The sequence below is a fragment of the Acidovorax sp. NCPPB 3576 genome, from assembly GCF_028473605.1.
In the GTDB taxonomy this organism is placed as follows: Bacteria; Pseudomonadota; Gammaproteobacteria; order Burkholderiales; family Burkholderiaceae_C; genus Paracidovorax.
The window spans coordinates 645,706-667,844 of record NZ_CP097267.1 but is presented as its reverse complement, the minus strand read 5'-3'; the positions used below and the strand labels follow the sequence as shown (position 1 = coordinate 667,844).

Below are 22,139 nucleotides of genomic sequence, written 5' to 3'. Positions count from 1 at the left end.
ATTATCGTCCACCGCTGCGGGCCTGCTCCCAGTCCAGACCGAATCGCGCCAGGTATTTGCGCAGGCGGTCCGCATCGTTGACGACCGCGCGCTGCGAGCGCGACGCCTGGAACAGCTGCCGCCCTGCATCCGACAGCGTGCGCGCCCCGCGGCACACACGCAGCACGGCCGCTAGCTGCAACTGGTCGAAAAGGTCCATGGACTGCACCTGCGGCTCGCCCAGCAGTGCGGCCAGGTCCACCGCATCGCCATCCTGGCCGCGGTCTGCCGGACCGAGAGGTTGCCACAGCCACTGCAGGCGCGCGATTTCCGCCTCCACCAGGGGCAGACCGATGCGCCCGCCCTCGGCCAACGTGGCCAGGCGGGTGGCGCTGGCCGACAGGTCGCGGAAGTTGCCGCTCCACAGCGCCTCGGGAGACTGCGCATAGCGCAGGTACACCGCCCGCGCCTCGGCCGACAGACGCACCGTGCGGCCCAGCTCCACGCCGCATCGCGCCAGCAGGTGGTCCACATTGGGCTCGATGTCCTCGGGCCGCTGGGCCAGGCCCGGCAACTGGTAGCTCCACAGGTTGATGCGCGCGTACAGGTCTTCGCGAAAACGCCCGGCCGCCACCTCGGCCCGCAGGTCGCGGTTGGTGCCGGCGATCAGCTCGAAATCGCTGGCCACCTCGCGGTCGCTGCCCATGGGATAGAAGCGCTTTTCCTCCACGGCCTTGAGCAGCATGGCCTGCTCGTCCACGCCCAGTTCGCCGATCTCGTCGAGAAACAGCACGCCCTTGTGGGCCGTGCGCAGCAAGCCCGCCCGGTCCGCTGCCGCGCCGGTGAAGGCGCCCTTCTTGTGCCCGAACAGCGTGGACGCCGCGCCGTCGCCCTGCAGCGTGGCGCAGTTCACATCCACGAATTCGCCCTCCACCTGGTGGCGGGCTTTCTTCAGTTCAAACATGCGCCGCGCCAGATGCGACTTGCCCGCGCCAGTCGGACCGGTGAAGAGGATGGGTGCGCGCGATCGCACCGCCACCCGCTCCACCTCTTCGATCAGCGCATTGAAACGGGTATTGCGCGTGGCGATGCCGCTCTTGAGAAAGTCCACCGCATCGCGCTGCTCGGCGCCAAAGCGCTGGGCGATCACGTCGTAGCGTGACAGGTCCAGGTCGATCAGCGCGTAGCTGCCGGGATCTCCCGCCTGCTGGCGCTTCGGGGGCGACGTCTGGGCGAGCACGCCGGGAATGCGCCGCGACTCCACCAGAAGGAACAGGCAGATCTGCGCCACGTGCGTGCCGGTGGTGATGTGCGTCCAGTACTCCTCGCGCTCGGTGTCGAAAGCGTAGCCCTGCGTCCAGTCGAAGAGCTTGGCATAGACCTCGCCGAAGTCCCAGGGGTCGGCAATGTCGAGGGGCACCAGCGCCACCGTGGTTTCGGGTGAAGCCGCGTTTATGTCGGTGCGCACCCGCTCGGCCAGTTCACGGTGGGGCGGGGTATAGAACAACTCCATCCGCGCGACGACCACATCGTCGTGCTGCACCAGCGAAAGCGTCGGGCGCCATTTCTCCCAGCGCCCCGCCCCCTTGCCCGAGTCGAGCTGGGTACCCAGAAAGCCGATCACCACGTTTTGCTTCTTCATCATTCAGATAAAAAACTAGCTCAATTTATAAAAATAGAAGCATTCTACGCCTCAGCCTGCATCCTGAAAAACGGAGACAACACCAAAAAATCCAATTAAATCAATGAATTAGCAAAACCAACACCAACGCAACACCCAAGTTGGCACATCCGTTGCAGTAGGTATGGCAAGTCACAAATACAACCGAACCAAGAACAACCGAACGGAGCAAAAACACATGGCCAACAACCCGCTCTTCCAGACGCTGCGCGGCACCCTGCTCCCCGCTGCCACTGTGCGCAACCTGGCCGGTGGCGCGGCTTACGCCCTGTCGCCCAAGCACCAACTGGCGCAGCTGGCTGCCACCGGCTGCCTCCACAGCACCTTCTACGCCCAGGCGCAAGACCAGCTCGACGCCGTTCAGGCACTGGCCCGTGAAGTCGATCCGGTGTTCGTGGCGAAGACGGCCCTGTATGCGCGCCGTGCCGGCTCCATGAAAGACATGCCGGCCCTGCTGGCGGCCACGCTGGCGGTGCGCGACGTTTCCGTGCTGGCCCAGGTGTTCGGCCGCGTGATCGACAACGGCAAGATGCTGCGCAATTTCGTGCAGATGCTGCGCTCCGGCGCAGTGGGCCGCAAATCGCTCGGCACGCGTCCGAAAAAACTGGTGCAGCAATGGCTGCTCGACGCCACCGAGGCGCAACTGCTGAACGCCGCCGTGGGCAACACGCCATCGCTGGCCGACGTGGTGAAGATGGTGCACCCGAAGCCCGCCGAAGCCTGGCGCGCCGCGTGGTTCGCCTGGCTGATCGGCCGCCCTTATGCGCAGGAGGCATTGCCCCCACTGACGCAGGCCTTCGAGCGCTTCAAGCAAGACCGCACGCAGCCCGTGCCCGACGTGCCGTTCCAGATGCTGACCGCGCTGGAGCTGGACGCAGCCGCCTGGGCCGCGATCGCGCAGCGCGGCTCGTGGCAGATGGTGCGCCAGAACCTGAACACCTTTGCCCGGCATGGCGTGTTCGCGCTGCCAGGCCTGGCAGATGCCGTGGCCGCCAAGCTGCGTGACCCGCAGGCCGTGGCCAAGGCCCGTGTGCTGCCGTACCAGTTGATGGCCGCGTACACCGCCTGCGGCGCCGACGTGCCGCTTGTGGTGAAGGAAGCGCTGCAGGATGCGATGGAGCTCGCGCTGGCCAATGTGCCGCAGTTCGAAGGCCGCGTGGTGGTGTGCCCCGACGTGTCGGGCTCCATGGGTTCGCCCGTGACGGGCCACCGGGGCTCGGCGACTTCCGCGGTGCGGTGCATCGACGTGGCCGCCCTGGTGGCCGCCGCCGTGCTGCGCCGCAATGCGGATGCGCGTGTGCTGCCCTTCGAAACGAAGGTAGTACCGCTGCCACTGAATCCCCGCGATTCGGTCATGACCAATGCGGCCAAGCTGGCCGCGGTGGGAGGCGGCGGAACGTCGTGCAGCGCACCGCTGGCTTTGCTGAACCGCGAGAAGGCGCAGGCCGATCTGGTGGTGCTGGTGTCCGACAACGAATCGTGGGCCGACCGTGCACGGGGCCGGGGGACCGCGACGATGCAGGAGTGGGCTGCTTTCAAGCAGCGCAACCCGGCGGCCCGGCTGGTGTGCATCGACATCCAGCCCTGCGCAACGACGCAGGTGCAGGAGCAGCCCGATGTGCTGAACATCGGCGGCTTCAGCGACGAAGTGTTCAAGCTGCTGGCGGTGTACGCCGCGGGGGGTATGGGCGCGGAGCACTGGGTCGGCGTGATCGAGGAAACCCCGATCTGACCAATTCACGGCACCCGCCCCGGGAATGAATGATGAATGACCGTTGTCGTTCGGCGAATGCAGGTGTGACTACATCCCGGTCGCACCGCCGGTTTGTCGCCGAACGGGAATGGCATCGATGAATGAATGTGCGAATGCAGGCAGGACTACATCTGGAGGGACCGGGGTTCGAATCCCAGCGCCGCACCGCGGCGTGGTCCATGTCTTGCCACCTTTGTCGCACTGTTTTTTGCAGCGAATGCGGACGGAACTACAGACTATGACTCTCGTGGTCGCGGGTTCGAATCCCGCCGGTCGAAAGGCCGTAGCTCAGTGGTAGAGCACGACGTTTCGTCGATCCTTGTCGCTGCTTTTTTTTGTTTGCGAGGTGAATGCAGGCGGGTTTACAGGTAGAGCGTCGGGGCCCTCGGGTCCTGAAGGTTCCGGGTTCGACCCCCGGCCTGCTTCGGCAGGTAGCTCAATTGCACAAACCCGCCACCCCTTGTCACCTCATTTTTTGAATGCGCCCTGCAGGGCAGCGCCCCACGATGAACCGAACAGGAAAGAACACGATGAAACCGAATGCCCCCGCAGCGCAGGCCGCCACGCTGCCGTCCGCCCTGCGCGAGGCAGTGGATGCCGCCTATGCCGCCTTCCAGCGCCATGGCCCGCCAACGCAGATGCTGGACGTGTGCACGGGCTGCTGCATGGACGAGGCCATGGAACGCGAGATGCGGCGCCTGCCCCTGCGCGAAATAACGGCCCGCCATTTCTACGAATACAACAGCTCTGCCAAGAGCAGCGAGCAGCCGGCGGAAGAGATGCTGTACCTTCTTCCGCGCATGCTGGAACTGCTGGCCCAGGGCGAAGAGCTGCACCACTCGACCGAGCTGTACCTGGACCGTCTGGGCCGCTGCCCTGCCGATGCGCTGTCTCGCCCCGAGCGCGCTGCCGTGGATGCGTTCGCACTGGCGTTCTTTCGCGAAGGGCTGGGCCGCAGTGCGCAGGAGCCCAGCCCGTTCCATGGCGCCAACGCATTCGACATCCTGCTGATGTTCCACATCGGAGGCATCGCCATCGCACCGCTGCTCGCCCACTGGCTGCAAGACGATCGTGCGAGTGCCGTGCTGCACTACGCCGACGGCAGCTACTGGGATTTCTGGGGCAAGCAGCGGATTCAGAACGCATTTTCCGAAGACCGGCCGGAGTTCCAGACCACGATGAAGGACTGGCTGCTCGATGCAGGCCACCGCCAGCGCTTTTCCCGGAAGATCCTGGCCATCGATGCGCAGGCTCTGGAAGGCCCCCAGCCATGTGGCTGCGGATCGCACATGGGCCCGCGACAGATTCTCGAAGCGGTATTCGACGTGATCAGCGAATAGCTGCCACCCGCACATCGACAACGAACAGACGACAACACAAGAAGGAAAACCAAATGACCTACCTGCAACGCAATGTGGAAAACGGCGTCCCCATCAAGATGTGGACCCAGGGCGTCCCCGTGGAAGACGAAGCCCAGAAGCAACTGGAAAACGCGGCCCGCCTGCCCATCGTGTTCAAGCACGTGGCCGCCATGCCCGATGTGCACTACGGCATCGGCGCCACGGTGGGATCGGTGATCCCCACCTTCAAGGCCATCATCCCGGCCGCCGTGGGCGTGGACATCGGCTGCGGAATGATGGCGTGCAAGACCACGCTGCACGCCAACGACCTGCCCGACAACCTGGGCCCGCTGCGCTCTGCGATCGAAAAGGCCGTGCCGCACGGCAGCAACCCGCGCCGCATGGGCCGCGACAAGGGCTCGTGGGAAACGCCGCCCGATGAGAGCGATGCGGCCTGGGCCGCCCTGAAGGGCGAGTTCGACGCGATCTGCGAGGACTACCCGCGCTTTGCCAGCACCAACCACCACAAGCACCTGGGAACGCTGGGCACCGGCAACCACTTCATCGAGGTGTGCCTGGACGAACACGGTGGCGTGTGGTTCATGCTGCATTCGGGCTCGCGCGGGGTGGGCAACGCCATCGGCACGCACTTCATCGAGCTGGCCAAGAAGGATGCCGAGCTGCACCAGCGCAACCTGCCCGACCAGGACCTGGCGTATTTCGAGGAAGGCGCCCGGTATTTCGGCGACTACGTGCGCGCCGTGGGCTGGGCGCAGAAGTTCGCGCGGGCCAACCGCGAGGTGATGATGCAGCGCGTGATCGCGGCCGCCCGCCAGGTGATCGCCAAGCCCTTCGAGGCCCATGTCGAGGCGGTGAACTGCCACCACAACTACGTGAGCCGCGAGACGCATTTCGGCGAAGACGTGCTCATCACCCGCAAGGGCGCGGTGAGCGCCAAGGCGGGCGAGCTGGGCATCATTCCCGGCAGCATGGGCGCCAAGAGCTTCATCGTGCGCGGCAAGGGCAACCCCGAGAGCTTCATGAGCTGCAGCCACGGCGCGGGCCGCAAGATGAGCCGCACCAAGGCCAAGAAGCTCTACACCATTGCCGACCAGATCGCCGCCACCGAAGGGGTGGAATGCCGCAAGGACGCCGATGTGATCGACGAGATCCCGATGGCCTACAAGGACATCGACGCCGTGATGGCCGCGCAGGAAGACCTGGTGGAGGTGGTGTACACGCTCAAGCAGGTGGTGTGCGTGAAGGGATAGCGCACGCGCCAAACTCTGGCGTGCACCAGGCGACCGCCCACCATGGCAACAACCATTTGATAGCTGCCAAAGCACGGGGAACGTGCGCAGAAGGCATTTTTTATGCAAAAGATAGAACCCCAGGAACTGCTTCGTTCCGCCCACCCCATCGAGCCAGCCATGCGCGCGCAGATCATGGATGCGCTGCGCGATATCGAGGCGCAACATCACGTCACCATCCTGTTCGCCTGCGAATCGGGCAGCCGGGGCTGGGGCTTCGCATCGCCCGACAGCGACTACGACGTGCGTTTTCTGTACGTGAACCGGCTGCCCTGGTACCTCACGGTATCGCCAGGGCGCGATGTGATCGAGGTGCCGATCAGCGGCGATCTGGACATCAACGGCTGGGACCTGCGCAAGGCGCTCGGGCTGATGCGCGAATCGAACCCCACGCTGCTGGAGTGGCTGCGCTCGCCCATCGTGTACCGCGAGGCGGCAGACACGATGGCCCAGGTGCGCGCCCTGGCGGCACGGGTGTTCTCCAATGCCAAGGCGTGGCACCACTACGCCTCCATGGCCAAGAAGAACTTCCGCGAGCACCTGCAGGCCGACGTCGTGCGCTACAAGAAATACCTGTACGTGTTGCGCCCGCTGCTGGCGGCGCGATGGATCCGCACGCGCCCCGGCGTGCCGCCCATGCGCTTTGCCGAGCTGGCCCAGCACACGCTGGATGCGCAACGCGACGCAGCGCTCATCGAAGAGATCAACGCCCTGCTGGCGGTGAAGATGCGCGCGAACGAGTCCGCCACCAGCCCGCGCTGGCCGGGCGTGCACGCATTCATCGAGGCCGAACTGGCCGCCAATGCGGCGCAGCCGGTGCAGGCCCTGCCCATTGCCGGGCATGCCGGGCTGGACGCCCTGCTGCACGACACGGTGCTGCGCTTCGATCCTGCCCATGGCGGCGCCGAAAGGCCCGCGCCATGCTGACCCTCGACGGCTCCCACGGCGAAGGCGGCGGGCAGATCCTGCGCACCGGCCTGGCGCTGTCCATGGTGACCGGCCGGCCGCTGCGCATCGACCGCATCCGCGCGGGCCGGCCCAAGCCGGGACTGATGCGCCAGCACCTGGCCTGCGTGCAGGCGGCGGTGCAGGTCTGCGGCGGACAGGCGCAAGGGGCGGAACTGGGATCGCAGGCGCTGCAGTTCACGCCCGGCCCAGTGCAGGCGGGCGACTACGCCTTCTCGATTGCCGGAGCAGGTAGCTGCCTGCTGGTGCTGCAGACCGTGCTGCCCGCGCTGATGCTGGCTGGCGCACCCAGCCGGGTGCAGCTGTCGGGCGGCACGCACAACCCCATGGCGCCCCCGTTCGACTTTGTGCAGCGGGCCTTCGCGCCGATGGTGCGGCGCCTGGGCGTGGGACTGGACCTCACGCTGCGGCGCCGGGGCTTCTATCCCGCGGGCGGCGGCGAGGTGCACGCGGCCATCACGCCCGCGGCCGGCCCGCTGGCGCCGTTCGACCTGCTGGACCGCGGCGCGCGCCGCAGCGCCTGGGCCGAGGCCCTGGTGCCGGGGCTGGCCCGCGGCATCGCAGTGCGCGAGCTGGCGGCGCTGCGCCAGCAACTGGATTGGAGCGATGGCGACGACCCCTGGCGCATTCCGCCCGCGCGGCAGAACGAAGGCCCGGGCAACGCCCTGCTGGCGGTGCTGGAGCATGCCGAGGTGACCGAGGTGTTCTGCGCGCTGGGCGAGCGCGGCATGCCGGCCGAACAGGTGGCGCGCCAGCTGGCCGGCGAGGTGCGTTCTTTCGAGCGCAGCCGGGGCGCCGTCGGCCCGCACCTGGCGGACCAGTGGATGCTGCCGCTGGCCCTCGCCGTCTGGCGCAGCGGCAAGAATGCCAGCTACACGGCCGAGGCGATCACCCCGCATGCCAGCACGAATGCGCAGGTCATCGCGCAGTGCCTGCCGGTGCGCATCGCCATGGCACCGTGCCCGGGTGCCACGCGCATCGACATCGAGAAAGCCGCATCGCCGGCATAACCATATGCGCGGAGTGTCGTAGGCATGGGCCAAAATGTTTTTTTGCCTGTCCCATACCCTGTCCAACCTGGAGACGCCATGAAAGTCGAGAACATCCTGCAAACCATCGGCAACACGCCCCATGTGCGTATCAACCGCCTGTTCGGCGCGGGCGCCAACGTGTGGGTGAAGTCCGAGCGCAGCAACCCCGGCGGTTCGATCAAGGACCGCATCGCCCTGTCGATGGTGGAAGACGCGGAACGCACCGGCGCGCTGCAGCCCGGCGGCACGATCATCGAGCCCACGTCGGGCAACACGGGCATCGGCCTGGCCCTGGTGGCGGCCGTGAAGGGCTACCGGCTCATCCTGGTGATGCCCGACAGCATGAGCATCGAGCGCCGCCGCCTCATGCTCGCCTACGGTGCGCAGTTCGACCTCACCCCGCGCGAAAAGGGCATGAAGGGCGCCATCGCCCGCGCCGAGGAACTGCGCGCGCAGACCCCCGGCGCCTGGGTGCCGCAGCAGTTCGAGAACCCCGCCAACATCGACGTGCATGTGCGCACCACGGCGCAGGAAGTGCTGGCGGACTTTCCCGATGGCCTGGACGCGCTGATCACCGGCGTGGGCACGGGCGGCCACCTCACGGGCGTGGGCCGCGTGCTGAAGGCGAAGTTTCCAGCGCTCAAGATTTTCGCGGTGGAGCCCGTCGCCTCGCCCGTGATCTCCGGCGGCCAGCCGGCGCCGCACCCGATCCAGGGCATCGGTGCGGGCTTCGTGCCCAAGAACCTCGACACCAGCCTGCTCGACGGCGTGATCCAGGTCGATGCCGAGCCCGCCCGCGAATACGCCCGCCGCGCCGCGCGCGAGGAAGGCCTGCTGGTGGGCATTTCCTCCGGGGCCACGCTGGCCGCCATCGCACAGAAGCTGCCCGAGCTGCCCGCCGGCGCCAAGGTGCTGGGCTTTAACTACGACACGGGCGAGCGCTACCTGTCGGTCGAAGGCTTCCTGCCCTCTTGAAGCGGATTCTGGGCTGCGCGCTGCCCTGTCCCTTGGGGTAGCGCGCGCTTTGCCACCGGATCGCCATGGCGCGGTTTCTCAGGTGCGGGCGAGCTTTGGGCCGCAGCCCCTGCGAACGCCCTGCAGGACGCACTCTGCGCTTGCGCCGCCATCGGGTCACAAGTGTTCGGCCAGCCGTCCTACAGCCCAGCCGGACTGCCATCGAAACAATCAAAGCCCATGCGGGGCCCAGCCTTCCACCGGGCTTTTCGGACCGGTTCTCGCTCCCTCCCCCGCGTTCATTGATTGCCCCATGGAACCATCCACCGCCTCTCCCGTTGCCTTCAAGGTGCTCACCGTGAACGTGCACAAGGGCTTCACCACCTTCAACCGCCGCTTCATGCTGCACGAACTGCGCGAAGCCGTTCGCGGCGTGTCGGCCGACCTGGTCTTCCTGCAGGAAGTGCTGGGCACCCACCAGCGGCACGCCGGGCGCGTGGCCAATTTTCCGCAGGAGCCGCACTACGAATTCCTGGCCGACACCATCTGGGGGCAATACGCCTACGGCCGCAATGCGGTGTACGACAACGGCCACCACGGCAACGCGCTGCTGTCCAAGTTCCCCATCGTCCACTACGAAAACCACGACATCTCCGTGAGCGGCCCCGAGCGGCGCGGCATGCTGCACTGCGTGCTGCAGCCCCCGGGCCACCCCCGGCAGGTGCATGCCATCTGCGTGCACCTGGGCCTGCAGGAGGCACACCGCCAGCGCCAGCTCAAGCGCGTGTGCGAACTGGTGGCCACGTTCCCGGCCGAAGACCCGGTGGTGGTGGCAGGCGACTTCAACGACTGGCGCGGCCGTGCGCACGATGTGCTGCGCGAAGGCGCGGGCCTGCATGAAGTGTTCATGCATGCGCGCGGCAAGGCGGTGCGCACCTTCCCGGCATCGATGCCGCTGCTGGCGCTGGACCGCATCTACGTGCGCAACGCCTCGGTGCACGCCCCCGTGGTGCTGCCGCGCAAGCCCTGGCACAAGCTGTCGGACCACGCGCCCCTGGCCGCGGAGATTTCGCTGTGATGCAGCGCCCCCGCCCGTCCCGCTGGGTGCCCGGCAACCACTTCACGCTGCTGGAGAACGGCGAGGGGTTCTTTCCCCGCGTGTTCGAGGCCATTGCGCAGGCGCGGCGCGAGGTGATCCTGGAAACCTTCATCCTCTTCGACGACAAGATCGGCCGCGAGCTGCATGCCGCGCTGCTGCAGGCCGCGCGCAACGGCGCCGAGGTGCACGTGCTGGTGGACGGCTTCGGCTCGCCCGACCTGCCGGAAGATTTCATCGGCGAACTGGTGAACGCTGGCGTGCGGTTTCGCATCTTCGACCCGGGCCGCCGCCTGTTCGGGCAGCGGCTGAACGTGCTGCGGCGCATGCACCGCAAGATCGTGGTGGTGGACGGCGAGATCGGCTTCATCGGCGGCATCAACTATTCCGCCGACCACGTGGCCGACTACGGGCCCGAGGCCAAGCAGGACTATTCGGTCGAGGTGCGCGGGCCCATCGTCGCCCACATGCTGCGCTTCGCGCGCGATGCCGTCATGCCGCCGCCCAAGCCGCGGCGGCGCCGCCGCCAGGAGTCAAACGCGGTCCCGGAACTGCCGCGCGCCGGCACGGCGGACGCCATCTTCGTCACGCGCGACAACCACAACCACACCAACGACATCGAGCGCCACTACCGCGTGGCCCTGCGCGCGGCGCGCGAGCGCGTGGTGATCGCCAACGCCTACTTCTTTCCCGGCTACCGATTCATTCGCGAGATGCGCCGCGCGGCGCGCCGGGGGGTGGACGTGCGGCTCATCCTGCAGGGCCAGCCCGACATGCCCATCGTGCGCACGGCGGCCAGCATGCTCTACGACCACCTGCTGCGCGCCGGCGTGCGCATCTACGAATACTGCGACCGGCCGCTGCACGGCAAGGTCGCGCTGGTGGACGGCGAATGGTCCACCGTCGGCTCCAGCAACCTCGACCCATTGAGCCTGTCGCTCAACCTGGAGGCGAATGTGGTGATCCGCGACAAGGACTTCAACGCGACGCTCTACGAGCGGCTCGACCACCTGATGCAGCACAGTTGCCGCCAGGTCGAGGCCACGCCGCCCTCGCGCTGGGACGGGCTGCGTTTGCTGCGCAGCTATTTCCTGTTCCACGTCATGCGCTGGTTTCCCTCCTGGGCCGGCTGGCTGCCGCGCCACGAGCCTGAAATCTCCCTGGTCGGTGCCGCTGCGGACGCCTCTGCGCCCGACACCAGCCGCCGGCCTTCGGCCACCTGAGCCATGGCAGGAGCGGCTCCCTCCCCGGACCACGCCGCGCCCGGCCAAGAGACCGCCCCGCCAGCACCCGAGGGCCATGCGGACCGCGCTGGGCAGGGTGCCGCCCGCAAGGCACGCCCCAGCACCCGGTGGAGGCGCCTGACCGCCCATCGCTGGTGGCCCTGGGGCGTGACGATCGCCAGCGGGGCCTTCGTGCTGTTCGTCGTCTCGCTGCTGGTGCGCCAGGCGCGCACGGTGGACTGGCCCGCGGTCTGGGCTTCGTTCCTCGCCCTGCCGGTGCCCGTGCTGCTGCTGGGCGGCACGCTGGCGCTGGCCAGCCACCTGATCTACAGCACCTTCGATCTGTTCGGACGCTACTACACACGGCACGGGCTGTCGGCCGGGCGGTCGGTCGGCATCACGCTCATCGCCTATCCGTTCACGCTGAATCTGGGGTCGATCATCGGCGGGGTGACGGTGCGCTACCGCCTTTACTCCCGGCAGGGCGTGTCGGTGGGGGCCATCGGGCAGGTGATCGGGATGAGCATCCTGACCAACTGGCTGGGCTATTTCTTCCTGGCGGGCCTGGTGTTCTGGCAGTGGTCGCCACCACTGCCCGAGGGCTGGCACGTCGGGCCGCAGCACCTGCGCTGGATCGGCGCCGCCCTCACGGCGATGAGCCTGCTCCATGTGGCCGCCTGCGCACTGCGCCACGGCCGGCCCGTGCACCTGCGCGGGCACCGCATCGCCATGCCGCGCTGGCCCGTGGGCATGCTGCAGGTGGCGCTGTCGGCCGCCAACTGGATGGTGATGGGCGCGGCGCTGTGGGTGCTGACCGGGCAGCGCGCGCCCTACGCGGCCGCGCTGGCGACGGTGCTGCTGGGCGCGGTGGCCGGGCTCATCTCGCGCATCCCCGCCGGGCTGGGCGTGCTGGAGGCCGTGGGCGTGGCGGTGCTGTCCGCCTACCTGCCCGCGCCGCAGGCGCTGGCCTCGGTGCTGGCATACCGCACGCTGTACTTCTTCCTGCCCCTGGGACTGGCTGCGCTGGCGTTCGGCGGGGTGGAATTGCTCGGCAGGCGCCGGCTTGGGCGCTGCCGCCGCGGCCACTGCGAAGACCAAGCATCAAAAAAGGCTCCAGCGCAATAAACACTAAGGCATATTGCTACCAATTAGATAGCAAATCGATGGATGCCGCACGTCCTTTCTTGACCGGCTGCACTGGCGTTTCAACCCGTCAGGCGAACCGGTGCGAAGACGGACCGGAGCCCGCTCGCGCATTCCATACGTGCTATACATCGACGGATGCAACACACCATTCAAGAGGACCGCATGCCGATCAAATCCCTTCTGAAATCCACCGTGGTGGCGCTGACAATCGTCACCAGTGGGTCGCTTTTCGCACAGGGCACGCCCATCAATGCAGCGGCGTTCGACGCGCTGGTGGCGCAGGGCCCCGTCGCCGACGCGGCGACCATCGCATCGAGCACCTGGGCCAGCAAGATCAAGCAGGCCGGCACCCTGCGCCTGGGCGGCACGCAGACCTCGAATCTTTTCTCGCTGCTCAACGAGAAGGACGGCAAGATGCGCGGCTTCGACGCAGGCGTGGCTCAGCTTCTGACGCGCTACATCCTGGGCGATGCGGCCAAGGTGCAGTTCACGCAGGTGAACTCGTCCACGCGCGAGCAGGTGCTCATCAACGATCAGGTGGACATGGTGCTCGCCACCTACTCCATCACCCCCGCGCGTGCCGAGAAGATTGCGTTCGCAGGGCCCTACTACACCTCGCAGGCCGGGGTGCTGGTCAAGGCGAACAACAAGACGATCCAGTCGTACAACGATCTGGCCGGCAAGAAGACCGCCACGCAGGCGGGCTCCACGGGGCCCGCGATCCTGGCGCAATTCGCCCCCAAGGCCACCGTGCAGGAGTTCCAGACGCACCAGGAAGCCCTCGACTCACTGCGCCAGGGACGCGTGGATGCCTACGTGACCGACCACACGCTGCTGCTCAACGCCCTGAGCCTGGGCACCGGCGACGCGAAGCTGGCGGGCACGCCCTTCGGTGCGCAGGACCCCTACGGCATCGGCCTCGCCAAGGGCTCGGACGGCGTGGCCTTCATCAATGCCTTCCTGAAAAAGATCGAAGCCGACGGCACCTGGGCCAAGCTCTGGACCATTTCCATCGGCCAGCGCACCGGCAGCACCGCCGTGCCGACGCCGCCCGCCCTCCCCTGATCGACGATGGGCGAGGTTTCCAGGCTCCTGGCCGACCATGGGCCTGCCTTCGGGCAGGCCCTTTTTCTGACCTGGAAGCTCACGGTCCTGTCGTTCGTGCCCGGCTTCTTGCTGGGCATGCTCGTCACGGTGCTTCGGCTCCTGCCGCTGCCGCCGCTGCGCTTCGCCCTGACCGGGTACGTCGAGATCTTCCGCAACATTCCCAGCGTCGCGCTGCTGATCTTCATCGTGTTCGCGCTGCCCGACCTCAACGTGCTGATCGACTATGAGCCCGCCGTGATCCTGACGCTGGCGCTGGTGTGTTCCGCCTTCACGGCGGACTACCTGCGCACGGGCATCAACACCGTCGCCGGCGGCCAGGCGGAGGCGGCACTCAGCCTGGGCATGCGGCCGGTGCGCGTCATCACGGCGGTGGTGTTGCCGCAGGCGCTGCGCGCGGTGGTGCAGCCGATGACCTCGCTGCTCATCGCGCTGATGCTGTCCACCTCGTTGGCGTCGCAGGTGCCGTTTCCGGGCCGGGAACTCACCACGCTCGTGTCGAAAATCGCCAACGATTCCGCGGCCGGCATGGCCGCATTCGCGGTGGCCGCCGCGATGTACGTGGCGACCGGATTGCTCATCGCCTGGGCTGGCGCCGCCCTGGAAAAGAAGGTGCGAATCCTGCGATGAGCCGGCCGCTGGAAGACATTCTGTTCGGCGCGCCAAGCCCCCAGGCCCGGGCCGTGGCGCGGGCGGCGAGCGTGGCCGCAGCGGCCCTGCTGCTCCTGCTGGCGGCGGCGGTCGCGTTCCGGTTCCACTCCGCGGGGCAGTTCGACGCCCGGTTCTGGAAATTCTTCGCCTGGCCCACGACCTGGGCCTTCCTGGCAAAAGGCCTGCTCGGCACGCTGGCTTCGGCGGCCATGGCCGCCGTCATCGCGCTGACCCTCGGGCTGGTGCTGATGGTGGGCCGCCGGGCAAGGTCGCGGCTCGTGCGCTGGCCCAGTACCGCGGTCATCGAGTTCCTGCGTGGCACGCCGACGCTGCTGCTCATCTATGTGTGTTTTCTGGTGCTGCCGTCGGCCGGGATCAAGCTGAGCACCTACTGGATGCTGACCCTGCCCATTGGCCTGAGCACCGCCGCCGTCGTGGCCGAGGTGTACCGCGCGGGCGTGCTCGCCGTTCCCCGCGGCCAGACCGATGCGGCGCGAAGCCTGGGGCTGACCGAGGCCCAGGTTTTTACTGTCGTCGTCTTTCCCCAGGCGCTGCGCTACATCGTCCCGGCGCTGGTCGCGCAACTGGTCATCGTGGTCAAGGACACCACCTTCGGCTACGTCGTCACCTATGGCGAACTCATGCAGAACGCCAAGGTGCTCATCGCCAACTACCACTCGCTGGTGCCCGTCTATCTGGTGGTCGCGGCGCTTTACTGCCTTGTGAATTACGCGATATCCAGGGCCAGCCAACGGCTCGGCCGGCCGATGCATTGACCGTCGCCAGGCGGCTCGGTTGCCGGGATGTCACGGTCTGGCAGGCCATTGGAAGGCACGGCAGCAATACAAGCCAAAAAGGCCTCCAGCGCAATCGACACTAGGGCATACCGCTATTAATTTAATAGCGATCGTCTTGGTGGCTTGCCCGGGGTGGCTGCGCACTGCCCGCCCGGCGTCGCAGGCCTCCTTTATCATGCCGGTCCCCCCGACATTGCCCTTCGCCCGATCGACACGGGCCCGCAAGCCATGATCCGCCTGTCCGAAATCAAGCTGCCGCTCGGCGCAGCCGAAACGCCCGAGCCCGCGCTGCGCGCGGCCGCCTGCCGCATCCTGGCGCTGCCGCCCGAAGGCATCGCCCACGTCCACGTCTTCAAGCGCAGCTTCGACGCGCGCAAGGCCGAGCTGCTGGCGGTGTACATCATCGACATCACCCTGGCCGACCCGTCGCAGGAGGCCGCGCTGCTGGCGGGCCACGCCGGGCACCCGCACATCCAGCCCACGCCCGACATGGCCTGGCGGCCCGTGGGCCAGGCGCCCGCGGGGCTGGCGCACCGGCCGGTGGTGGTGGGCTTCGGGCCCTGCGGCATCTTCGCGGCGCTGGTGCTGGCGCAGATGGGGTTCAAGCCCATCGTGCTGGAGCGCGGCCGCGCGGTGCGCGAGCGCACGCAGGACACCTGGGGCCTTTGGCGGCGGCGCGAGCTGCAGGCGGAGTCGAACGTGCAGTTCGGCGAGGGCGGCGCGGGCACGTTCAGCGACGGCAAGCTCTACAGCCAGATCAAGGACCCACGCCACCTGGGCCGCAAGGTCATGGAAGAGTTCGTGCAGGCCGGTGCGCCGCCCGAGATCCTCTCGGTGGCGCACCCGCACATCGGCACGTTCAAGCTCGTCAAGGTGGTGGAGACGCTGCGCGAGCAAATCATCGCGCTGGGCGGCGAGGTGCGGTTCCAGCAGCGCGTGACCGACGTGGTGGTCGAGCAGGACGCGGCGGGCCAGCGCCACCTGCGCGGCCTGCAGGTGCTGGACCAGGCCACGGGCCAGACGCATGCGCTGCGCGCCGACCACGTGGTGATGGCGCTGGGCCACAGCTCGCGCGACACCTTCGCCATGCTGTACGAGCGCGGCGTGCACATGGAGGCCAAGCCCTTCTCGGTGGGCTTTCGCATCGAACACCCGCAAGGGCTCATCGACCGCGCGCGCTGGGGCCGGCACGCCGGACACCCGCTGCTGGGCGCGGCCGACTACAAGCTGGTGCACCACGCGGGCAATGGCCGCGCGGTGTACAGCTTTTGCATGTGCCCGGGCGGCACGGTGGTGGCCGCCACCAGCGAGCCTCACCGCGTGGTCACCAACGGCATGAGCCAGTATTCGCGCAACGAGCGCAATGCCAACGCCGGCATGGTGGTTGCCATCGACCCGCACGACTATCCGCACGACCCTGCGGCGTTCGAGGCCGCGCTGGGCGGCGCCTATGGCGTGCAGGCGCTGGCGGCCGGCGCGACGCCGCACCCGCTGGCGGGCATCGTGCTGCAGCGCCAGCTGGAGTCGAACGCCTACGTGCTGGGCGGCAGCAACTACAACGCCCCCGCGCAGCTGGTGGGCGATTTCCTGGTGCGGCGCGCGTCAAAGGCGCTGGGCTCCGTGGAGCCGTCGTACAAGCCCGGCGTCACGCTGACCGACCTCGATGCCGCCCTGCCCGGCTACGCCACCGAGGCCCTGCGCGAGGCGCTGCCGGCCTTCGGCAAGAAGATCAAGGGCTTCGACATGCACGACGCGGTGCTGACCGGGGTGGAAACGCGCACCTCGTCGCCCCTCAAGATCGGGCGCAACGAGGCCTTCCAGAGCCTGAACACCGCCGGCCTGTACCCGGCCGGCGAAGGCGCGAGCTACGCGGGCGGGATTCTTTCAGCCGGGGTGGACGGCATCAAGGTGGGCGAGGCCGTGGCGCGCGCGCTGCTTGCCTGACGCGCATCCACCGCCTGCACGCGGCGCCCGGCGTGGTCCGGGCGTGGGCGTGGCGCCTCAGCGGGGCGCCCAGTGGCCGGGCCGCATGTGCCAGCCGCCGGGGCCCGGTTCCCAATGGTGGGGAATCCACACCACGCCCTGGCGCGGCGGCGTGGTCCAGTGGCCCGGCCGCCAGACATAGCGGCCACCGCCCCACTCCCAGAATCCGCCCACCCACACATGCACCGGCGAAGGGGCGACGGTGATGGTCTCGACATACGGCGCAGGCGGCGCGGTGGGTGCCACGACCACGGCGGGAGCGGGCTCCACCAGCACAGCGCGCGCCGGCGGCGGTTCCACCACCACGGTGCGGGGCGCGACCACCACCGGGCGGGGCGGCGGGGCCACGACGCAGCCCGACAAGGCAGCGGCGGCCACCAGGGCCGCCGCCAGGCCGCCGACAGCGGGCCTGGAAGAAGAAGTGACAGGATGGGAAGAAGGCATGGGCACCGGTCCGAGAGAGTGACTGATGCGTTCTCAACGCCTGCGCCAGCGTGCCCTGTTGACGCGCCGGCGTAAATCCCCGGTAAAGCGCCGGCCCCTCGCTGGGGGACCGCAATCGGCGATCAGGGGCGGCCCAATCGATGACTGCACCGGCCGCGGCCGCCGCGCGAGTCCGAAGGCTGGCGTCGCGCCTTGGCGGATCAGCGCATCGCGAGCGCCGAGCCCGCAGGCAATCGGAACGCCTCCACCAGTTGGGCCAGTTGCTGGGCCTGCACGCGCAGCCCCTGCGCCGCAGCGGACGATTCCTCCACCAGCGCGGCGTTCTGCTGCGTCATCTGGTCGAGCTGGTTCACGGCCTCGCCGACCTGGCCCAGGCCCGTGCTCTGCTCGCGCGTGGCGGTGCTGATCTCGCCGATGATGGTGGCCACCTGCTGGACCGAATCGACGATCTCGCCCATGGTGCCGCCGGCCGCATGCACCAGCTGGGAGCCCTCGGCCACCTGGCGCACGCTGTCGTTGATGAGCCCGCCGATCTCCTTGGCGGCCGTGGCCGAGCGCTGCGCGAGGCTGCGCACTTCGCTCGCCACCACGGCGAAGCCCCGGCCCTGCTCGCCGGCGCGGGCCGCTTCCACAGCGGCATTCAGCGCCAGGATGTTGGTCTGGAACGCGATGCCGTCGATCACGCTCGTGATGTCGGCAATGCGCCGCGACGATTGGGCGATGCCGTCCATGGTGCCCACCACGCGCTCCACCGCATCGCGCCCGCGCCGCGCCACGCCGCTGGCCGACACGGCCAGCTGGGTGGCCTGCTGGGCCGAATCCGCACTGTGGCGCACGGTGGACAGCAACTCCTCCATGCTGGCCGCGATTTCCTCCAGGTTGGAGGCGGTCTGCTCGGTGCGCGCCGACAGGTCCGAGTTGCCGGCCGCGATCTCTGCGCTGGCGCCGGCCACCGAGGTGCTGGCCTGCCGCATTCCGACCACCAGGCCGGCCAGGCGGGCCTGCATGCCATCCAGGCGTGCCAGCATGGCCCGCACCTCGTCGCGGTTGCCGGCGCCGATGGCCGGCACGGTGGAAGTCAGGTCGCCCTCGGCGATGCGGTCCGCCACAGTGGACGCATGCGACAGCGGCCGCAGGATGGAGCGCGACAGCGCCACCGCGCACACCAGCGCCAGCAGCAGCCCCAGCACCGACCCGCCCACCAGCAGCGCGATGCCCTGGCGTTCGCTGGCGGCGGCGGCGGCGCGGTCTTCCTCGACCTGTTTGCGCTGGTAGTCGGCCATGTCGTTCACCGCCGCGGCGTAGCGGTCGGCCGCGGGGCGCAGCAGCTTGCCCACCGCATCGGGCGGCAGGGTTTCCCCGGCCTTGCGCCGCTTGACCAGATCGTCGCGCGCCCCCCGGAAGGCGTTGCCCGCCGCGTCGATGGCATCGAAGATGCGCTTGGATTCGCTGTCCACCGCGAGTTCTTCGAGCCGCTTGCGCACCTCGGTGGAGCGGGCGGAAGTGGCCTTGCGGTCGGCGTCGATGCGCGCGGCGTAGGCGGGGTTGTCGATTTCCAGCAACGTTTCGGCGCGCGAGGAACTCAGCACGACGATGGCATGCAGCTCACGCGCCAGCAGGGCGCGCTCGGCCGCGGGGCCGCCCAGGCCGTCGGCGATGTCCTGCAACTCCATGAGCCGCCAGATGCCCACCGCGGCAGCGAGGGACATGACCAGGCAGATGACCCCGAAAGCCAGGGCAAGGCGCAGGGAGAGGCGGGCGTTGTGCAGTGTCATGTCAGATACCGGTGAGGGCGGAGCGCGGGCACGATCGGGCGGCCGGCGGTCCACCAAGCGCATGGGGAGGTCCATGGTAAGTATCGGCACCGGTTCTGACAACTTGATACAAGCGCAAAAAAAGAGCGGCCGGATCGCTCCGGCCGCTCTTTGGTGGGCAGGTTGCCTGAAATGGCCGCCTGCCGGGTCGCTTCACCCCTCAGGCGTTCGTTTGCAGCGCGGCAATGCGCTCTTCGATCGGCGGGTGGGTGCTGAACAGCTTGCCGATGCCGCCGGCGATGCCCAGGGCGGCCATGTTCTTGGGCAGCTCGGCCGGGTGCGCGCCGCCCAGGCGGGCCAGCGCATTGATCATGGGCTGCTTGCGGCCCATCAGCTGCGCCGCTCCGGCATCGGCCCGGAACTCGCGCTGGCGGCTGAACCAGGCCACGATCATCGACGCGAGGAAGCCCAGCAGGATGTCGAGCACGATGGTCGTGACGTAGTAGCCGATGCCGGGGCCGGAGCTGTTTTCGTCGTTCTTGCGCAGGAAGCTGTCCACCGCATAGCCAATCACGCGGGAAAGGAACACCACGAAGGTGTTCATCACGCCCTGGATCAGCGTCATGGTCACCATGTCGCCGTTGGCGATGTGGGCCACCTCATGGCCGATCACGGCCTCGACCTCTTCGCGCGTCATGCCTTGCAGCAGTCCGGTGGACACGGCCACGAGCGCGTTGTTCTTAAAGGCGCCGGTGGCGAATGCGTTGGGGTCGCCGGGGAAGATGCCGACCTCGGGCATGCCGATGCCGGCCTTGTCGGCGAACTTGCGCACGGTCTCGACGATCCAGGCCTCATCGGCCGATCCGGTGCCGTCGATGATCTGCACGCCCGCGCTCCACTTGGCGACGGGCTTGCTGATCAGCAGCGAGATGATGGCGCCGCCGAAGCCCATGATGAAGGCAAAGCCCAGCAGCGCCCCCAGGTTCAGGCCGTTGGCGGTCAGGAAGCGGTTGACGCCCAGCAGGCTGGCGACGATGCCCAGCACCACCACGACGGCGACGTTGGTCAACAAGAAAAGCGCGATTCGTTTCATCGAAGGGTTCTCCACGAAGGGATACGGGGGGTGTGACAGCGGCAGGAACGCGCTGTCACAAACCGGAAAGTGGGGGTGATGCGCAGGCGTTCAAGCCGTGCTTGCAGCGTTGCGATGGCCCTGGTGTGGTTTGTTATGCGGGGCGCGCGCTGCGGAATACGAGGGAGTCATCATAGAAGCAAAAGTTCTCGTTCTCGGGCCACCAGCCGGGCACGCCCAGCACCGGCAGCGGCAGGAAGGGCTTGGCGGCCAAATGCGCCGCATCAAGCGCGCCGGCCAGCCAGGCATCCACATCCGCTACCGATTCGATAGCAATCAGCGGTTGATAGACGTGCGCCGTGATCGGTTTTCTCGGTGATTCGAGTTTTTCCAGCAGCGCATGGCCGAACAGCATCAGTTGCGCGTGCTGCCACAGTGGCCGCAGATCGACGAACAACCGCCGCCAGTCGCGCGCCGCCAGCGCCTGCCACAGCGGCGCGGGGGCGAACAGCACCGCGCCGTTTTCGTCGAAGAGCGTGATCGCGTCGCGCAGCGGCCCGCGCACCGCACCCACGCCCGTCGCTGCCATGGCCTGGGCCTGCAGCGCGTTCAGCCGGCGCTTGGCTTGCGGATAGCGCAGCCAGACCAGGCCGTTGAAGAAGTCGTGCAGGTTGTCGCGCGTGGGGACAGTGCCGGTGTCGAAGATGAATGGCTCGTAGGCCCGGCCCGCCGGCAGCGCCGATTGCGGAACGAACCGCCGGGCGGCCCCTGGCATTCGGTTCAGCGCGTCCGGCAAGGAAATGCCGGCCCGCCACGCCGCACGGACCGCGGGACCCGTGCCCTCGAACGGCTGCAGCCAGGGCGGCGCCGTGCCGCGAGCACCCGCGTCCACGGATTCAGCGGGCCGCAGGCAGGTAGCGAACGGCGTTGGGCTGCGTCTGGGGCTTCAGCTCGAACTGGTCGGGAAATTTCTTGAACAGCTTGGTGGATGCCGTGTTCTTGCCCAGCAGCTTGGCGTCATGCAGCAGCTTCACGATGTCGCCCAGGGGCTGCCACTGCCCGGCCTTCAGGGCGGGGGCGTGGTCCAGGATGTGCCGGACGCTGACGGCCTCGCCGGAGCCCGCCGAACCCGCCCTGGCGCGACCTGCCGCTCCGGTCGCTGAGACAGAAGCGGAGGTAGCGGTAGAGGTGGATGCCACCTTCTTGGCCGCGGCTTTCTTGGCAGGCGCCTTCTTGGCGGGCGCAGGCGGCGCCGCCGGCTTGGGCGCTGCGGCCTTGCGGGGCGTGGCCTTGCGCGCGGGCGCTTTCTTGGCCGCGGGGCTGCGGGGGGCCGGTGGTGCGGTCACCGGCATGGCGGAGGGGGCCTCAGTGACGGGCTCGCCCTCCTGCCCCACCAGGAACACCTGGTCGTAGGCATTGACGGCCTCGGGCGCCATCTTGCCGCGGTCGGAAAGGCACACCACCCGGAACCCGCGCTCGCGCAGCCGCAGCACCAGCGGCACGAAGTCGGCATCGCCCGAGCCGATCGCGATGGTGGACGGGCGCGACGGCGCATAGGACAGCTCCATCACATCGACCGCCAGGGCCACGTCCGTCGTGTTCTTGGTCAGCGACAGGTTCATGTAGGGCCGGATCATGCGGGTGCGCAGCACCTCCCCCAGGCCCTTGAGCTTGTCGGCACTGCCGTATGCACGGCGCAGGGACACACTGCCCTCGTGCTGCTCCAGCGTGCGAAAGGCTTCCTCCACCCAGGCGGGCGCGCACAGGTTGTCGGCATCGATGAAGAAAGCGGTCATGGATGGCCTCGCTGAAGATGTATGGACACGGCCGTCACGGCCAGCAGGCACGCCGGGCG

Annotated in this window: 19 protein-coding genes; 13 read left to right on the top strand and 6 right to left on the bottom strand. The window is 68.2% G+C overall.

From position 1 onward, the window contains the following. Position 1 precedes the first annotated feature (1 nt). The gene (gene rtcR / locus M5C98_RS03280; RefSeq protein WP_272553138.1) at positions 2-1,621 is read right to left on the bottom strand and encodes an RNA repair transcriptional activator RtcR; all 1,620 of its coding nucleotides are present in this window, start codon (positions 1,619-1,621) and stop codon (positions 2-4) included. Between the two features lie 217 nt (positions 1,622-1,838). Here rtcR and M5C98_RS03275 point away from each other — a divergent pair, with 217 nt between their 5' ends. The 13 genes from M5C98_RS03275 (at position 1,839) to M5C98_RS03215 (ending at position 16,975) form a co-directional block, all read left to right on the top strand. Further along, entirely contained in the window at positions 1,839-3,392 is a 1,554-nt protein-coding gene (locus M5C98_RS03275) for a vWA domain-containing protein (RefSeq protein ID WP_272550936.1), read from the top strand. Between the two features lie 551 nt (positions 3,393-3,943). Beyond that, on the top strand, positions 3,944-4,753 hold the full coding sequence (locus M5C98_RS03270; protein ID WP_272550935.1) for a hypothetical protein: 810 nt from the start codon (positions 3,944-3,946) through the stop codon (positions 4,751-4,753). Between the two features lie 53 nt (positions 4,754-4,806). Then, positions 4,807-6,024, top strand: coding sequence for an RtcB family protein (locus M5C98_RS03265; RefSeq protein WP_272550934.1), 1,218 nt, complete (start codon positions 4,807-4,809; stop codon positions 6,022-6,024). Between the two features lie 102 nt (positions 6,025-6,126). Beyond that, on the top strand, positions 6,127-6,990 hold the full coding sequence (locus tag M5C98_RS03260; RefSeq protein WP_272550933.1) for a nucleotidyltransferase domain-containing protein: 864 nt from the start codon (positions 6,127-6,129) through the stop codon (positions 6,988-6,990). After that, entirely contained in the window at positions 6,984-8,039 is a 1,056-nt protein-coding gene (gene rtcA, locus M5C98_RS03255) for an RNA 3'-terminal phosphate cyclase (protein WP_272550932.1), read from the top strand. The genes M5C98_RS03260 and rtcA overlap by 7 nt, the downstream gene beginning before the upstream one ends. Before the next feature lie 78 nt (positions 8,040-8,117). After that, positions 8,118-9,035 carry a cysteine synthase A gene (gene cysK, locus M5C98_RS03250; RefSeq protein WP_272550931.1) on the top strand — a complete coding sequence of 306 codons (918 nt, stop codon included), beginning with the start codon at positions 8,118-8,120 and terminating at the stop codon, positions 9,033-9,035. A 292-nt stretch (positions 9,036-9,327) separates the two neighbouring features. Continuing rightward, positions 9,328-10,092 carry an endonuclease/exonuclease/phosphatase family protein gene (locus M5C98_RS03245; protein ID WP_272550930.1) on the top strand — a complete coding sequence of 255 codons (765 nt, stop codon included), beginning with the start codon at positions 9,328-9,330 and terminating at the stop codon, positions 10,090-10,092. Further along, on the top strand, positions 10,092-11,333 hold the full coding sequence (clsB, locus tag M5C98_RS03240) for a cardiolipin synthase ClsB (RefSeq protein ID WP_272550929.1): 1,242 nt from the start codon (positions 10,092-10,094) through the stop codon (positions 11,331-11,333). The genes M5C98_RS03245 and clsB overlap by 1 nt, the downstream gene beginning before the upstream one ends. Positions 11,334-11,336: 3 nt before the next feature. Beyond that, positions 11,337-12,458, top strand: a complete 1,122-nt coding sequence (locus tag M5C98_RS03235) for a lysylphosphatidylglycerol synthase transmembrane domain-containing protein (protein WP_272550928.1) — start codon at positions 11,337-11,339, stop codon at positions 12,456-12,458. 183 nt (positions 12,459-12,641) lie between these two features. Then, complete coding sequence (locus M5C98_RS03230; protein ID WP_272550927.1) at positions 12,642-13,544, top strand: glutamate ABC transporter substrate-binding protein; 903 nt, start codon at positions 12,642-12,644, stop codon at positions 13,542-13,544. A 6-nt stretch (positions 13,545-13,550) separates the two neighbouring features. Further along, positions 13,551-14,213 carry an ABC transporter permease subunit gene (locus tag M5C98_RS03225; RefSeq protein ID WP_272550926.1) on the top strand — a complete coding sequence of 221 codons (663 nt, stop codon included), beginning with the start codon at positions 13,551-13,553 and terminating at the stop codon, positions 14,211-14,213. Then, positions 14,210-15,010: an amino acid ABC transporter permease gene (locus M5C98_RS03220; protein WP_272550925.1), complete on the top strand. Its 801-nt coding sequence runs from the start codon at positions 14,210-14,212 to the stop codon at positions 15,008-15,010. The genes M5C98_RS03225 and M5C98_RS03220 overlap by 4 nt, the downstream gene beginning before the upstream one ends. Positions 15,011-15,259: 249 nt before the next feature. Next, the gene (locus M5C98_RS03215; RefSeq protein ID WP_272550924.1) at positions 15,260-16,975 is read left to right on the top strand and encodes an NAD(P)/FAD-dependent oxidoreductase; all 1,716 of its coding nucleotides are present in this window, start codon (positions 15,260-15,262) and stop codon (positions 16,973-16,975) included. Positions 16,976-17,032: 57 nt separating this feature from the next. Here M5C98_RS03215 and M5C98_RS03210 read toward each other — a convergent pair whose 3' ends face one another. The 5 genes from M5C98_RS03210 to M5C98_RS03190 form a co-directional block, all read right to left on the bottom strand. Next, complete coding sequence (locus M5C98_RS03210; RefSeq protein WP_272550923.1) at positions 17,033-17,458, bottom strand: YXWGXW repeat-containing protein; 426 nt, start codon at positions 17,456-17,458, stop codon at positions 17,033-17,035. Positions 17,459-17,658: 200 nt separating this feature from the next. Continuing rightward, complete coding sequence (locus M5C98_RS03205; RefSeq protein WP_272550922.1) at positions 17,659-19,233, bottom strand: methyl-accepting chemotaxis protein; 1,575 nt, start codon at positions 19,231-19,233, stop codon at positions 17,659-17,661. A 199-nt stretch (positions 19,234-19,432) separates the two neighbouring features. Then, positions 19,433-20,305 carry a protease HtpX gene (gene htpX / locus M5C98_RS03200; RefSeq protein ID WP_272550921.1) on the bottom strand — a complete coding sequence of 291 codons (873 nt, stop codon included), beginning with the start codon at positions 20,303-20,305 and terminating at the stop codon, positions 19,433-19,435. A gap of 133 nt (positions 20,306-20,438) precedes the next feature. Next, positions 20,439-21,176 (bottom strand): DUF3025 domain-containing protein, encoded by a 738-nt coding sequence (locus M5C98_RS03195; RefSeq protein WP_442867224.1) that lies wholly within the window; start codon positions 21,174-21,176, stop codon positions 20,439-20,441. Positions 21,177-21,180: 4 nt separating this feature from the next. Further along, positions 21,181-22,080 (bottom strand): NYN domain-containing protein, encoded by a 900-nt coding sequence (locus tag M5C98_RS03190; protein ID WP_272550920.1) that lies wholly within the window; start codon positions 22,078-22,080, stop codon positions 21,181-21,183. Between the last annotated feature and the right edge of the window lie 59 nt (positions 22,081-22,139).